At 69.3% G+C, this 13,543-nt stretch carries 11 protein-coding genes and 1 pseudogene; 9 read left to right on the top strand and 3 right to left on the bottom strand.

Going from position 1 to position 13,543, the window contains the following annotated elements; genetic code table 11:
* Positions 1-133 precede the first annotated feature (133 nt).
* The 3 genes from AV521_RS43660 to AV521_RS43645 all read left to right on the top strand — a co-directional run bounded on the left by AV521_RS43660 (position 134) and on the right by AV521_RS43645 (position 3,929).
* Positions 134-1,426, top strand: coding sequence for an MFS transporter (locus AV521_RS43660; RefSeq protein WP_371917115.1), 1,293 nt, complete (start codon positions 134-136; stop codon positions 1,424-1,426).
* A 437-nt stretch (positions 1,427-1,863) separates the two neighbouring features.
* Complete coding sequence (locus tag AV521_RS43650) at positions 1,864-2,406, top strand: GNAT family N-acetyltransferase (RefSeq protein WP_076097385.1); 543 nt, start codon at positions 1,864-1,866, stop codon at positions 2,404-2,406.
* 818 nt (positions 2,407-3,224) lie between these two features.
* Positions 3,225-3,929 (top strand): AAA family ATPase, encoded by a 705-nt coding sequence (locus tag AV521_RS43645; protein WP_076097383.1) that lies wholly within the window; start codon positions 3,225-3,227, stop codon positions 3,927-3,929.
* 125 nt (positions 3,930-4,054) lie between these two features.
* Here the strand turns inward: AV521_RS43645 and AV521_RS43640 are convergent, their stop codons facing one another.
* Both AV521_RS43640 and AV521_RS43635 read right to left on the bottom strand, forming a co-directional pair.
* The gene (locus AV521_RS43640; protein WP_076097380.1) at positions 4,055-4,315 is read right to left on the bottom strand and encodes a hypothetical protein; all 261 of its coding nucleotides are present in this window, start codon (positions 4,313-4,315) and stop codon (positions 4,055-4,057) included.
* 503 nt (positions 4,316-4,818) lie between these two features.
* Complete coding sequence (locus AV521_RS43635) at positions 4,819-5,466, bottom strand: response regulator transcription factor (protein WP_076097438.1); 648 nt, start codon at positions 5,464-5,466, stop codon at positions 4,819-4,821.
* An 886-nt stretch (positions 5,467-6,352) separates the two neighbouring features.
* Between AV521_RS43635 and AV521_RS43630 the strand changes: the two genes are divergently transcribed.
* On the top strand, positions 6,353-6,961 hold the full coding sequence (locus AV521_RS43630; protein WP_076097377.1) for a snapalysin family zinc-dependent metalloprotease: 609 nt from the start codon (positions 6,353-6,355) through the stop codon (positions 6,959-6,961).
* 336 nt (positions 6,962-7,297) lie between these two features.
* On the top strand, positions 7,298-7,663 hold the full coding sequence (locus AV521_RS43625) for a hypothetical protein (RefSeq protein ID WP_076097375.1): 366 nt from the start codon (positions 7,298-7,300) through the stop codon (positions 7,661-7,663).
* Between the two features lie 138 nt (positions 7,664-7,801).
* Here AV521_RS43625 and AV521_RS43620 read toward each other — a convergent pair whose 3' ends face one another.
* The gene (locus tag AV521_RS43620) at positions 7,802-8,797 is read right to left on the bottom strand and encodes a hypothetical protein (RefSeq protein ID WP_076097373.1); all 996 of its coding nucleotides are present in this window, start codon (positions 8,795-8,797) and stop codon (positions 7,802-7,804) included.
* Positions 8,798-8,878: 81 nt separating this feature from the next.
* Between AV521_RS43620 and AV521_RS47275 the strand changes: the two are divergent.
* The 4 genes and pseudogenes from AV521_RS47275 to AV521_RS49905 all read left to right on the top strand — a co-directional run bounded on the left by AV521_RS47275 (position 8,879) and on the right by AV521_RS49905 (position 13,119).
* A pseudogene (locus AV521_RS47275) lies at positions 8,879-9,781 on the top strand (IS5 family transposase).
* Between the two features lie 122 nt (positions 9,782-9,903).
* Entirely contained in the window at positions 9,904-10,410 is a 507-nt protein-coding gene (locus AV521_RS43605) for a DUF6624 domain-containing protein (protein ID WP_076097371.1), read from the top strand.
* A 603-nt stretch (positions 10,411-11,013) separates the two neighbouring features.
* Positions 11,014-12,003, top strand: coding sequence for an Ig-like domain-containing protein (locus tag AV521_RS43600; protein ID WP_256725962.1), 990 nt, complete (start codon positions 11,014-11,016; stop codon positions 12,001-12,003).
* Positions 12,004-12,972: 969 nt separating this feature from the next.
* The gene (locus AV521_RS49905) at positions 12,973-13,119 is read left to right on the top strand and encodes a hypothetical protein (protein WP_179023847.1); all 147 of its coding nucleotides are present in this window, start codon (positions 12,973-12,975) and stop codon (positions 13,117-13,119) included.
* The last annotated feature ends 424 nt before the right edge of the window (positions 13,120-13,543 follow it).

Below are 13,543 nucleotides of genomic sequence, written 5' to 3'. Positions count from 1 at the left end.
TGCTCCCGCCCACGGGCGCGACCCCGAGATGTCGGCGCCCGGGTCCCCGCGACGACAGCCGGACCGGGCCCGACCAGCCGCGCCACCCACCCGCACCCCCGTCGCACTGGTCGCTTCGCTCCTCGGGTTCACAGTGATCACCATCGATGTGTCGGCCGTGAACATCGCCCTGCCGGCGATCCGGAACTCCCTCAACGGCGGTATGGCCGGGCTGCAGTGGGTCGTCGACGCGTACACCTTGATGTTCGCGGCCTTGATGCTCTCCGCCGGCGCCATCGCCGACCGCGCAGGCGCCCGCCGCGCCTACGCCTGGGGCGTGGCCCTGTTCACCCTTGCCTCCCTCGGATGCGCGCTCGCGCCCGGTATCGGCGTGCTGGTCGCCGCTCGCGTGGCGCAGGGCGGCGCCGCCGCGGTCGTGATGCCGGCCTCACTGGCTCTGATCCGGCAGGCCTACGAGGACGCCCGGGAGCGTGCCCGCGCCATCGCGCTGTGGACGGTCGGCGGCTCGGTGGCGATGGCCGCGGGACCGGTGCTGGGCGGGCTGCTCACCGAGTCCGCCAGTTGGCGGGCGGTCTTCCTGCTCAACCTCCCGGTGGGCGTGGTGATCCTCGGCCTGCTGGTCCGCGTGCCACACTCCCCGCGCCGGCCCGCCGCACTCGACGGCGCCGGCCAGGTCACCGCCGTACTGGCCCTGGCCGGGCTGACCTTCGCGGTGATCGAAGGCGGCCACCTGGGCTGGACGAGTCTCCCCGTGGTGATCGCCGCCGTGCTCGCTGTCGCCTCCGGGTTCGCCTTCCGAGTGGTGGAGTCGCGGCACCGCCAACCCATGGTCCCGCTGGCCATGCTGACGAATCGCCAGGTATCCGTCCCGCTTGCGGTCGGATTCGCCGTCAACGCCGCCTTCTACGGCGGGATCTTCCTCCTCGGGCTGTACTACCAGCAACTGCGCGGGTTGTCGGGGATAACGGCGGGCCTGATGTTCGTCCCCATGTCGGTGGTGGTGACGGCGAGCAACCTTGTCTCGCCGCGCCTGGTGGAGTGGATCGGACGACGGCCGGTGATCGTCGCCGGGCAGCTGGTCTTCACCGCGGCCATGCTGGCCATGCTGCCGCTGGCCGCACACACCCCGGTGTGGCTGGTGCTGCTCCTGCTGCTGCCACTGAGCATCGGCGGGGCACTCGCGGTACCCGCGCTGACCGCGCTGCTGATCGACGCCGTCCCTGGGGAGCGCGCGGGGACCGCGTCAGGGCTGCTCAACTCCCTGCGCCAGACCGGCGGTGCGCTCGCCGTCGCCCTCTTCGGCAGCCTGCTCTCCGGCCCCGGCGGCGGCTTCTCCCTCCCGGGCATGCGCCTAGGCCTCCTCGCCGTCGCCACCCTCCTGCTCGCCACCGCCACCCTTTCCCGCCTTCTCCTGCCCCGCGACTGAGCTCCGCCAGGCCGCTCACCCGGCCTCGCGCAACCGCTCCAGGCCACGAGAACGACCACGTCGCGCCGCCCCGCCCCGGCAGTTCGAAGGGGCGCACCTCCCTTCCGCTGCAGCAGCGCGTGGCGGGTGCGGGCGCGAGCTCATCACCACCTCGGGCAAGAGCAAGGGACAAGCGTCAAGCGCCCGTCGGTTCCCACCGTCAGGGACCCGGCACACGACCTGGACACCGGCAGCTCGCGCAGCCACGAGGCCAGTGTTTCGGAGGTCCGGTCGGGCAGGACGTCGATGAGCTGGTGAGTCTCGACGTCGACCAGGATGCTGCCCCACAGGGGCGTGTGGGCCGTGAGGATCCGCGCGGCGGGCACGGCATGGGCAGGCACCGCAGGGCTCGGCATAACCGATCGACAACCTGATCTGGTTCGGGTTGGCTGGGTGGCATGCCAGAGCTGCGAACCGATCGTCTTCTGCTGCGCCGGTGGCGGGAATCCGACCTCGAACCGTGGGCGGCCATGAACGCCGATCCCGAAGTCCGGGAGCACCTGGGGGAACTGCTCACGCGGGAGCGAAGCGATGCCGCGGTGGCACTCATGCAAGCCGAATTCGACGAGCGAGGCTTTGGATGGTGGGCGCTCGAAGAGCGGGAGACAGGTGAGTTCATCGGCCGTGCCGGCTTGGACGAGGTGGGCGAGGACATGCCGTTCGCGGGGGTGGATATCGGATGGCGGTTGAGGCGTTCGGCATGGGGCCACGGTTACGCCACCGAGGCCGCCCTGGCCTGCCTGGCTTTCGGCTTCGGGACCCTCGGCCTGACGGAAGTGGTCGCGTCCACGACCGTCAACAACCTTCGCTCCCAGGCCGTGATGCGCAGGATCGGCATGACCCGGGATCCGGCCGACGATTTCGAGGACCCCAGCGTGCCCGAGGGGCCGCTTCGCCGGTGTGTGCTGTACCGGATCGCCCGCACAGGAACCTCTGGTTGATCGCGCGACTGTCTGGGTGACGAAGCGCGCACCTGGTGATTTTCTCAACAACTCCCATCAGGTCGAGGCTTACGGCCGTCGTACGCGCTTCAGCCACCGTCGCAGCGCCCACCGCCGCCCGCCTTCGTTCGGCTCGGGCGGCGGGAGGGTGGCAGCGGCCGTACGGACCGAGGCGTGCCGCCTGCCGGAGGGGCGGTTGACGGGTGCTCAGGCCTGGGAGGAATGTTTGCGGCCGGCTGCGCATGGGAGACCTGGTCCACGCCGGGCGGGGCGGTCTACGGGGGTCGGTGTTGCTGGTGCCGGGCGCCGGGGCGGTCTCTGTCGGCGGCCAGGCGCCGGCGGCTCGGATGGTACGGGGGCCACCAGGCTCCCGTCGGCGGACGGCTGGGTGATCACCGCTGTCGGCGTCGGCGAAGCCGACCGGGCAGGAGGTCCGGCTGGGCCGCCTGCCGCCTGCCGCCTGCCGCCTGCCGCCCGCCGGCTGCGGGCCTCGGCACGGGCGCAGGCGCGCTGTACAGAGGTCAGCGGGGACGGGCATGCGTTCGGTGGCCTGCCCGTCGTCGGTCGTGGTCCAGCAGGCGAGCCGCCAGTGTTCCTCCGCCCACAGCCGTAGCCGGGGGATGCGCCCACCGGAGAAGATCTCGCCACCGGGGCTCACGGCGGGCTACAGACGAAATGCGGTGCGAGCAGTGACGGAATGCCGGTGGGGGCAGCCAGCCGCGCGTCGCTGTCTTCTGAGGCCTGATAACAAACCCAGGCTGCGGCGGCCGAGGGCTGGGCTGACTCGTGCGTCAACAGTCCTGTGCGACACTCGCCCCGTGATCATCGAACGCGCGTACGTGCATGGGGCTTCATCCCAGGAGGAGTGGCCGTGGTCTGTTCCCTGTGTACGTGCGCTCCTGGCGGACGGAGTGCGCTTCACCGCCCCGGTGACGTTTTTCGTCGGAGAGAACGGTTCGGGTAAGTCAACCCTGGTCGAAGCCCTTGCGGAGGGATTCGGTCTGGACTCCTGGGGCGGCTCGCACAACTGGCGCTATGCCCCTGACCGCCCCAAGTCGGTGTTGGGCGAGCGGATCCGCTTTGACGCGGCGCCGCACGGGCGACGCATGCTGAGGAGCTGGTCGGCCCGCAAAGGATTCTTCCTGCGCGCCGAGACGGCCCTGAACGCGTTGAGCCGGGAAGGGTTCGAGCCGGATTCGCTCAGCCATGGGGAGGGCTTTCTCGCGGCCTTCCGAGGCCAGTTCATCCAGCCGGGGCTGTACGTGATGGACGAGCCGGAGGCGGCGCTCTCGTTCGCCTCATGCCTGGAACTGCTGGGGCATCTCGACCAGCTGGGCAAGAAGGGGGGCCAGGTCATCTGTGCCACCCACTCTCCGCTCCTGACGGCGCTGCCCGGGGCAGACATCATCGAGATCGGCGAGCACGGTCTGCGCCGGGCGGCCTGGGACGACCTTGCCCTCGTCGATCACTGGCGCCGTTATCTCACCGACCCACAGTCCTATCTGCGACACGTCCTCGACTGAGCTCACCTCGACGTCTTGGCCCCGCAGGCGGTTTTGGCTCACCGACGAAATGTGCTTCGCGCGCTGGCGGAATGAGGCCGGGCATCAGTGCGGGAGCCGGCCTCCTCGCGCGGCGGCGCGAGCACCTACGGGGTCCCTGTTCGGCACCCTGGGCGCCGCCGTGGGATCGTCGGCAGCGGGCAGAGGATGATCGGTGGCCTGGCGAGGGCTTGACGGGCCTCGTCCGCCGCCGTTGCGGCCTGATTTCGTTCCCGAGCCAGCTTGCGGATCTGTCGTACGAAGCTCTCCAGCAGATCCGACAGGGCGGCCTTCTCCAGGTCGGTGGTGTGGTTGTCGCCCCCCTCGGCGATGTCGTCGAGCCACCACTGCGAGATGCCGTCGAACACGAGACCGTCCCCGGTGCCCAGGAGCTCGTGGCCCAGCCCGTGCGGGTCGGGAAGCTGGCAGGTTCCTTGCGATCCTGCCCAGCCGCTCCACCTCCCGGGCAGCGTCGACCGCTGTCGGAGACCACCCGCACTGAGATCCCTACCGCCGAACACAGGCCCTCACCCACGCCACTTCCCTGGGCGAGTGGGGGTCTGTTGCAGGCCCCACTGACTGAGGGGCCCTTACGTAAACGTGGCTGAATCCCCTGAGTGAGGGTTCACCCCCGTTGCGGCATGGCTGAAACAGCCCGCCGGAAGATTCGACGGACCGTCAGCCGGTTGCCGCCGTGGCGCCGCAGGCTCTCACGGAAACGGCTGCTGGCAAGCCTGATGGTGACGCCGGCTGATCGGCGGGGACCCATGATCGCAGCGTCGCGTTAGCCCGAGAGAAGACCGGCGGGCCGACGGGTTCGGGGTCGCCGATGGTGTCGGTGACACGATCGGCCGGCGGGCGGATCGTCTGCTCAGCTGGTGAGTCCAGCGTCGCGGGCCAGGAGAGGGGCCTGGACGCGGTTGGTGACGTCGAGTGCGGCCAGGATGCGGCTGACGTGGGCCTTGACGGTGCTTTCGCACATGGCGAGGTGAGCGGCGATGTCGGCGTTGCTATCGCCGCGGGCGAGGAGGGCGAGCACGTCGTGTTCGCGTGGGGTGAGCTGGTCCAGACGGGCTTGGGCCGCGGTGGCCTCGGGCTGCGTGGTCGCGTGGTAGCGGTCAATGAGCCGGCGGGCTGCGGTGGGGTGGAGCATGGCGGAGCCGGCGGCCACGAGGTGCACGGCGCGCAGGATTTCGGCGGGGTCGGTGTCTTTGAGGAGGAAGCCGTCGGCTCCGGCGGCGAGGGCGTTGTAGACGTATTCGTCGAGGTCGAAGGTGGTCAGGGTGATGACCTTCGGCGGGTGGGGAAGGGCCCGTAGCCGGGTGGTGGCGGTGATGCCGTCCATGCGGGGCATGCGAACGTCCACGAGTGCGACGTCGATGCGGTGTGCGGTGGCCTGCTCGACGGCGTGGAGGCCGTCTGTGGCCTGGGCGACCACGTCGATGCCCGGGTCGCCTTCGAGGAGGTCGGCCAGGCCCGGGCGGACGAGGGCGTCGTCGACGATCATGGCGCGGATCATGTGAGGGTGCCGTTCTGTTCGCTGTCGGCGGGGTGGGGGATGCGGGCGCCCAGCCGGCCAGGCACCGGCACCGGCGGGTCCGGCGTCGAGGCGGCCGCCCAGGGCGGTGACGCGTTCGCGCGGACCGACGAGTCCGTAGCGGGAGTCGACGGTGCCCGGGCGGGGAGTGCCGGGGGTGTTGGTGACCTCTACGAGGGTGGCGGGAGGCCCGTAGTCGATGTGTACCCGCACCGCGGCGCTGTCGGCGTGTTTGCGGGCGTTGGTCAGTGCTTCCTGGACGATGCGGTACACGGCCAGACGGTACGTGGTGGGGGCCTGCCCGGACACACCCTCGACGGCCAGCTCGACGTGCTGCCCGGCAGCGCGTGCCTCCTCGACCAGCTCCTGCACTTCCCTCATGACGGGCGCGCGTGGCCAGCCGCCCCACTCACCGCCGCCCCCGTCCTGGCCGCCAGGTACCGCGTCCGCAGCGCCACCGACACCTACGCCCAGCTTCTGGAGGCCGCCGCCCGCCTCCATGTCACAGACCTGGCTGCCCAACTCGGCATCGGCCACACCGGTCGTCCCGACCCCCCTTGGCGAGACCCTCACCCACCAACTCCCCACCGAAATACGATTCCACCCACCTCCGGCCTGAGCTGAACAGCACGGCCGCCGTGTGAATGCGTTTGGTCTCTGTGACCGCGACCGCGCCCGGGCCTGAAGGGGGAGGCGTTCCGCGCCGGGGGGGTCGGCGAAGGCGATGTGGGGCGTGGGCTGGGTCGACGTCAGTTCCTTTGCCAGCTCGGCCGATTCGCCCCGCACCCTTGTTAGAGCTTGTCATGTTCGTGGTAAGACAGATGAACCTTGTAGTAGCACTAGCGGTTAAAGGAGGCGCATCAGCCCCATGAGTACACGCATAGCCGCCACGGCGGCGCTGGTCCCGGCCGTGCTGGCCGCCACCGTCGGCGTCGCGTCGGCCCAACCCGCACACACCGCCGCGCAACCGCGCCCGGCCGCCGTCGTCACCCTCACCTACGACGACAGCCGGGCCGGCTCCTGGGGGAGTGCGATCGACCGGGCCGTGGCCAACTGGAACGCCGCGGAGCACAACGTGCAGCTGCGTAAGGCCGGTTCATCCAGCTCGGCCGACTACACCTACGTGGCCACCAACGGCTGGCCGCAGACCACCCTCGGCCCCATCTTCCCCGGCAGCAGCAAGGGCGAGGTCGACCTCGGACAGGAAGCCCTGAACGAGGGGTACGACGCGACCCGCGTCGCCGCCCACGAGACCGGGCACATCTTCGGACTCCCCGACGACTACAGCGGCCCCTGCTCCGAACTGATGTCCGGCCACGGCCCGGGCACCTCCTGCACCAACGCCAAACCGGACGCCGCCGAGGCCGCCCAGGTCGACCAGAACTACGCCAACAGCCGCAGCACCGCCTTGCGTGCCACCCACCGCATCGACATCCCCGACGTCTGGTCGAACCGCACCCTGGCCCACGCGCACTGACCCCCCTCAACTCAGCGACAGCCCGGCTCCGCAGCGTTACGGCGACCCATCAGTGCTGGTACGTCACCGACGTGACGTACCAGCACTGCGGCCGAATCAAGGGCTGAAGCCCGGAAGCACTACCCGGAGGACGACCGCTTGCGTCGTGCCCGCAAGCCAGACCGCGCTGCAGGTGGCTTTTCCCGTAGGGAGACCTCCGCCGTTTATGTCCGTCCCGCCAGACGCCACGATCTTGTGCAGATGCTCGGGCTGGGCGTGCAAGCTTGCCACCATTGCGTCCGGTGCCGTAGCCGAAGGGGTTCTGCGGCAGGACGCACAGCGCCCCGGTTCTCGGTCGTGATCTCGCCGGTTCAGGTGTTGACCGCCGAAATCGGGGCAGGGGCGGTGAAGAATCGGATCACGAACGACGGGGTGAACACTATGCACGGCGGTGGAGGGTTCAGCGGGGGCGGCCACCACGGGGGTGGATTCAGCGGGCATCATCACAGTGGCGGTCTGGGCCACCACGGCAACTCCCAGCATCACCATCACGGCAACCTCCAGCACCACCATCACACTGGGGACTCGCAGGGCTTCATCTGGATCTCCTCGTTGCGACGTCGTGGGTCATCAGGCGATTTCGCGGGAGTGGGTCCCATGCGTGTGACGCTGGGCCTGGTACTGGTCATCGGCTTCGTGGTGTTGGTGCTGGCGGCCCGCTGATCGGGAACTCAGGCGCTGTCAGCGCTGGCACACAAGACGAGCCTGCTGTGATGACGCAGCTCTAACCGAGTGGTTCTCAAGCAGGACGGGTGTGGAGGTCTCGCGGCCCATCGCCTGGTCCTGGCGAGCAGACGAGGGCTACTCCTGTGCCGGGGCGGGGGACGCCGTCTGGCCTGACGTGAGCCACGCGCGTCGCGAGCGCAGGCGGTGCAGCGATTCCTCGGCGATCGAGGCGAGGGCGACCGGGCACAGCAGGTTCTGCAGCGGTGCGTCCTCGTCCTCATTGCGGTCGAGCTCGTAGAGGGCCCGCCCGCCCGGTGAGGAGAGGACGATGCCGAGTTCGCCGGGTTCCCGGGACCGGTGGGGCGGCTCAGCGTGCTGGTCGTGGTCGCAGGTGGCCTGTGCGTAGTGGGGCAGTGTCTTCTCCACGGCGCCGATGAGTTCGTCGAGCACGGGGATCTGCTCGAACCAGTCGGAGGTGACGTAGGAGGTGACGGCTTGGACGGTCAGGAGGTGTCCGGGCCGGTCCTCCGGAGTGGCGTGGGAGAGGTCCAGCGCCGCGGCGGTGAGTTCCCATTCAACGTCTGTTCCCGCCAGGGGGTAACCGTGGAGCACCGAGGCGAGCCTCCTGACTTTGTCTTCGGTGCCGACCGGCAGGCGGGGCGGGACGTCGCGGACGGAGCCGGGTTCGATGATGTCCAGGGCGATGCGGGCGAAGCCCGCGATGTTGCTCGGGCAAAGCCATACCTCCCGGGAGTGGTTCTCGTCCCACTCCGCGGCCGGGTCCGCCAGGCCGCGGAGCTGCTCGGCGAGGTCGAGGTCGAATTCCTCCTCGTGCTCCTCATAGGGGTGCTCGTCATGGGCACAGGGACGGCTGTGCAGTGCGCCGTCGGCGGCCCGCAGCGCGGCGACGGCTTCGGGCTTGCCGGTGTCGTCGATCGCGTAGCCGAGGTAGGGGGCCATCAGCACCAGGCCGAGCGTCCAGGCATAGGCCAACTCTCCGGCCGGGTCGGCGGCGAGGCCCGCGGCACAGTGGAGCACCTTCTGGTCGTACTCGGCGTCGGAGAGGGTGTCGTATTCTGCACGGATCTCTTCCCAAGCGTGGGAGAGCTCCTCCAGGTCGCTGATGTTCACGGACTCGACCCTAACGGGCGGCCGTTGGCCCGATACCGGCTGCCTGGGCCTCGTCCGGCGGAGCATGTGACTGCCTCGGATTTGAGCCGTTGCCATGTCTATGGTCGGGGAGATCTCGCGGACGACGAACGGACACGGCTGCGTCCGCGCCTGCCGAAGTCCGGCCAGCCGGGCGGACGTTGGGCGAGCCATCGCAGGGCGATTGACGGGATCCTCTTCCGGCAGCGCACCGGGGTGCCATGGCGGGATCTGCCCGCGCGTTTCGGCAAGTGGAAGACCATGTATGAGCGACACAGACGCTGGTCGGCCGACGGCACATGGGACACGGTCTTTCCGGCCGTCCTGGCCGACGCCGACACGGAAGGCCGTATCGACCGGTCCATGGTGAGTGCGGACTCCACCTCCTGCCGGGCCCACCAACATGCCGCCGGTGCGCGCAGGAGACCCCCGCGAGTGCCGGGAAAAGACACACGCCCCGACATCACCGTCCCAACGAGGGGCTCGGACACTCCCGGGGCGGCCTCACCAGCAAGATCCATCTCGCCGTAGAGGGCAGGCTCCGTCCACTGGCCCTGCTGATCACTCCGGGCCAGTCGGGCGATGCCCCGCAGCTCATCCCCGTCCTGGAAACGCATCCGCGTTGGCCGCCTCGGCGGTCGACATCCCCGCACCCGACCGGATCATCTCGGCGGTGACAAGGCGTACTCCTCGCCGCCGCAACCGCCGTTACCCGCACAGACGGCAGATCGAACACACCATCCCCGAACCGGGCAACCAGCGGGCCGACCGAAGGCGCCGCAGCAGCCGCGGCGGCCGACCCGTCGGCTTCGACAAGCCGATCTGCGAGCGAAGCAATGAAGTTGAGCGGACTAGCAACGCCCTCAAGAACTTCCGGGCCGTGGCCACGAGGTTCGACAAGCGCGTGCCCATGTCTTCCAGGGCACCGCGACTGTCGTAGCGATCCAGCTCTGGCTTCGGGGGTAGATCCATTATCCCCGTGCGGCGAGGTGCCTGTCACCGTCCTCCGGAATGATCTTTACGCCTGATTTGCACCTTTAGGCTTGCGGGCAACGGGCACAACCGCCGATCTGACCTGGGAGTTGAAAGTGGCACACGACGTTGCCGCGCTGGCCGTGGAGCTCACGGACATGGCTGCGGCCGATCACCAGTCCGCAGTCCGCGCGAACAGCGATGAGCCCGCCGAGCAGCTGGCCTGGCGGCGACTGACCGCCCGACACGGTGACCGGCTGGGCGAGATCATGGACGAGTACGGCTGGCCGACGGCAGAAATGGTCGGCGAGGAAGCCGCACGCGCAGCATGGCTGATCGCCCAGCACGCCGACCGGCAGCTCGACGTTCAGCGGCGCGCCCTCCACCTGATGCAGCGGGCGGTGTCGGCAGGCTCGGCCAGCCCGCGCGAGCTGGCCTTCCTGCGCGACCGCACGCTTGTCAATGAGGGCCGCAAGCAGGTCTACGGCACTCAGATCGCCGGGGTGAAGGACGGGGCACCGATTCCGTGGCCCTGCGAAGAGCCCGAGCGCATGAATGAACTCCGTACCGAAGTCGGCATCGAGCCCTTCGACGAGTACGTTGCCAAGTTCCCCATGGCCTGACGCCCTGTTCCCAGCCGCGTGCTGCGGATCACTGCCCGGGGCTCACCAGCCGAAGGCATTGGTCCGCCGGACAGGACCGAGCAAGCGTGATCGGAGCCGCTTGGCATGGCAGCCGTCACGCCATTTCGGTGACGTCGCGGAGGCTGCCGACGCCCTGCCAGACACCGTCCTCGGCAGTGTTCGTCGCCGTACCCGACGACAGGTCCGGCGCAGCCTTCGGCCAGATGCAAAGGCGGGCCGGCCGCCGCGGCAAGGCGCGCGGCGCCGAGTCCCCGCTCCCCAGGCCGCGACTGGAGCACGCACGGGTTCCTGCGCGCACACCACCGCCCTGACCGAGCGATTCCAACAGGCCGAAGGCCTGCGTTTGAGGAGCCGCTCTGTACGCCGGCCGATACCGCCGGCCTTCAGTAATGCGTCCCAATTCCCCGAACCCGGCGCGCTCTGGAGGCGACGACGGCGCGCCCGTCATGGCGTCCGGCCCGGCGGCGCGCACCGAGTTTTGGGACACGTTTTACGCGACGGACGCAACTGCAAGCCATGCCTTCGCTGTCCGACAGGGAGTCGGGCCCATCAGGGCCGAAGAGCGAGAGAGCGGGGCAGGTCGTGGGACGGCGTAAGGGCGGCATAGGGATCGTACTCGTCACGGGTGCCATGCTGGTGGGCACGAGTGCCTGCGGCGGGAGTGCCAGTGCCAAGGCGAGCGGGGACGACGCGAAGGCGTCGGGCAAGCCGGGTGCGAGCGCCTCTCCCACGCCGACGAAGCCTGCGGGCCCGCCGATGCTGCTGGATACGATCACCCCGCAGACGGGGACCACGGTCGGCGTGGCCATGCCGGTCTCGGTGGTCTTCGCGAACCCGGTGGCGGCAAAGGCGCGGGCCGCGGTGGAGAAGCACATGAAGGTGAGCGCCTCGCAGCCGGTCGTCGGCGCCTGGCACTGGTTCAGCGACGGCACGCGCGTCGACTGGCGGCCGCAGACGTATTGGCCCTCCGGTACCAAGGTGAAGGTCGACGTTGACATGCAGGGTGTCAGCAACGGCAATGGACGCTACGGCGTGCGCAACTACACGCATGCCTTCACGATCGGCGATGATGTGCGCGCGGATGTGTCGGTCACCGGCCACACCATGAAGGTGACCCGGAACGGCCAGCTGCTGCGCACCCTGTCGATCAACGCGGGCAGCCCTCAGTATCCGACGTGGAACGGCACGATGGCCGTCATCGACAAGCAGGAGAAGGTCCACATGACCTCCTGCAGCGTCGGCATCAGCTGCGACAAGTCCAGCCCCAACTACTACGACCTGACGCTGCCCTGGGACATCCATCTGACCGAGTCCGGCACATATGTGCACTACTCGACCGGCGACCCCACCCCGGGCAGCGGCAGCGCCCGCGGCTCGCACGGCTGCGTCCACCTGTCCATGTCGGACGCCAAGTGGTTCTACAGCCAGGTGAAGCAGGGCGACCCCGTCACCATCACCGGCTCGTCCCGCGCCAAAGCCGAGGCCGACAACGGCTACGCCGACTTCAACCTGGAATGGGACCAGTGGCTCGCGGGCAGCGCGTCCGGGAAGGAGACGACCGCGACGCTGTGACACTCTAGGGTGGCGGCGCCGGTCAGCACTCGATGATGCCGACCGCGAGACCACCGTCGTACCCGCCCTTGAGGCCGGCCGGAAACGGCCGGTCCCTTCGTCACACCCCACCCGTCCCACCGTCGGCCAGGTCGGCGGACCGGGGACTGAACTCCCCCCATGAGCGCCGTCACCTTGGGTGGCCGCACCCGCTCCCGGTGGGTGGGAGGTTGGTGGGGGTGGCGAGGTGGACAAGCCGGTGTAGTGCCTGAGGGAAGCGTTCGCTGAGGCGGACATGTTGGGTCCGGCGGCTGGGAGCATGTGTTGGACGTGGGTCTTTGCCAGTCCGAAGCAGTGGCAATGACGCAGGCCGCGAGCGTGGACCGTTTCAGACGCCGTTGCTTCGCAACCCGCGTGGATGACATAACGCTGCTACCAATTGCTGGTGTTCTGGACTTTCCTGACTTGCGTTTGGATCTTCTGCTGGACTTCTGGCAGTAGGAAGATGCGGCGTCCTTTGGCATCGACGCTCAGGTGTGCTTCAGGCGGTGTCCCGGTTCCCGGCAGGCCTTGCGAGGGAACGGGACGGACAGCCGGCGGTGCGGGTGTCCCAGTTGATATGGGAGTCCTCTTTCGTGAAGCCCGGGCGCTGGGCGGTCTGCGGGTCGTCACGGACCCGGCCTGGCACAGGGTTGTCCCACTTCACGGGCGCCGGACGGTTGCTGTCCGGAGTGACATCCCCTGCCGTCGACGATGTGCTCGACAGGCTGAAAGGCCTGCCGGGTCGGCTGTTCGTGGATGTGGTCAAGGGCGTCGATGTCTTGCTGAGGCGCCGAGTGGGTGACCACCTGGACGATGACGTCGGGGCCGGCCTCGTCGCAGGTCTCGGTCTGGTGATCGCGATGGCCGATCCCGTCACGCTGGCCGGCCGCGGTGACCTTCCGTCTAGACCGGGGGCCTCAGGAGCGTGCGGGGTGACACGCTCCGTCGTTGGGCACGGCACCCGGGCTGATTCAGGATCTGGCCGACCGTCCGTCTGCGCTGGACCGGGGGGCAGTAGCCACTCTGTTCGCCATGGTCAGCGACTGGACCACCGTGCTGAGCAAGCTCGGCCTGGCCCGCCGCGCGGTGGCGTGACGTGAGTAGCAGGGAGCGGCCGCTACGGGGCTGAGTCGGTGGTGGTCAGCCCCGCGGCATGAGGCTACCGGCCGCCCTTCACGTGCGGGGTCCTGCGCCTGGGGGCAGGCGCGGGGCGGTCGGCAGGCGAGGGCGTCGACGAACCGTCGCAGGACGCTGGACCGGCGGTTGCCTGAGCCGCCTCGGATCATCGGGATTTCCTTCACCCATGTCGCTCACCCTGCGGTGCTGCGGGTAGGGGTGGTGCTGCCCGCGCGCCCGTGTGTCCCGGCGATGGAGCGTCATCCGGAGTCTTTGCGGACGTGGCTGGCGGGCTTGCAGGGGTGGTTGCATGTGTTCTGGGTCCCGGGGCGGTCTCCTGGTGTGCGGCCTGTGCCTTTTCTCACCCGTTCGGGGGTGGGGGAAACGCCGGGGGGAGGTGGGT

It is taken from the genome of Streptomyces sp. IMTB 2501 (genome assembly GCF_001953885.1).
Taxonomy (GTDB): domain Bacteria; phylum Actinomycetota; class Actinomycetes; order Streptomycetales; family Streptomycetaceae; genus Streptomyces.
This window is presented reverse-complemented; position numbering and strand designations above follow the sequence as displayed.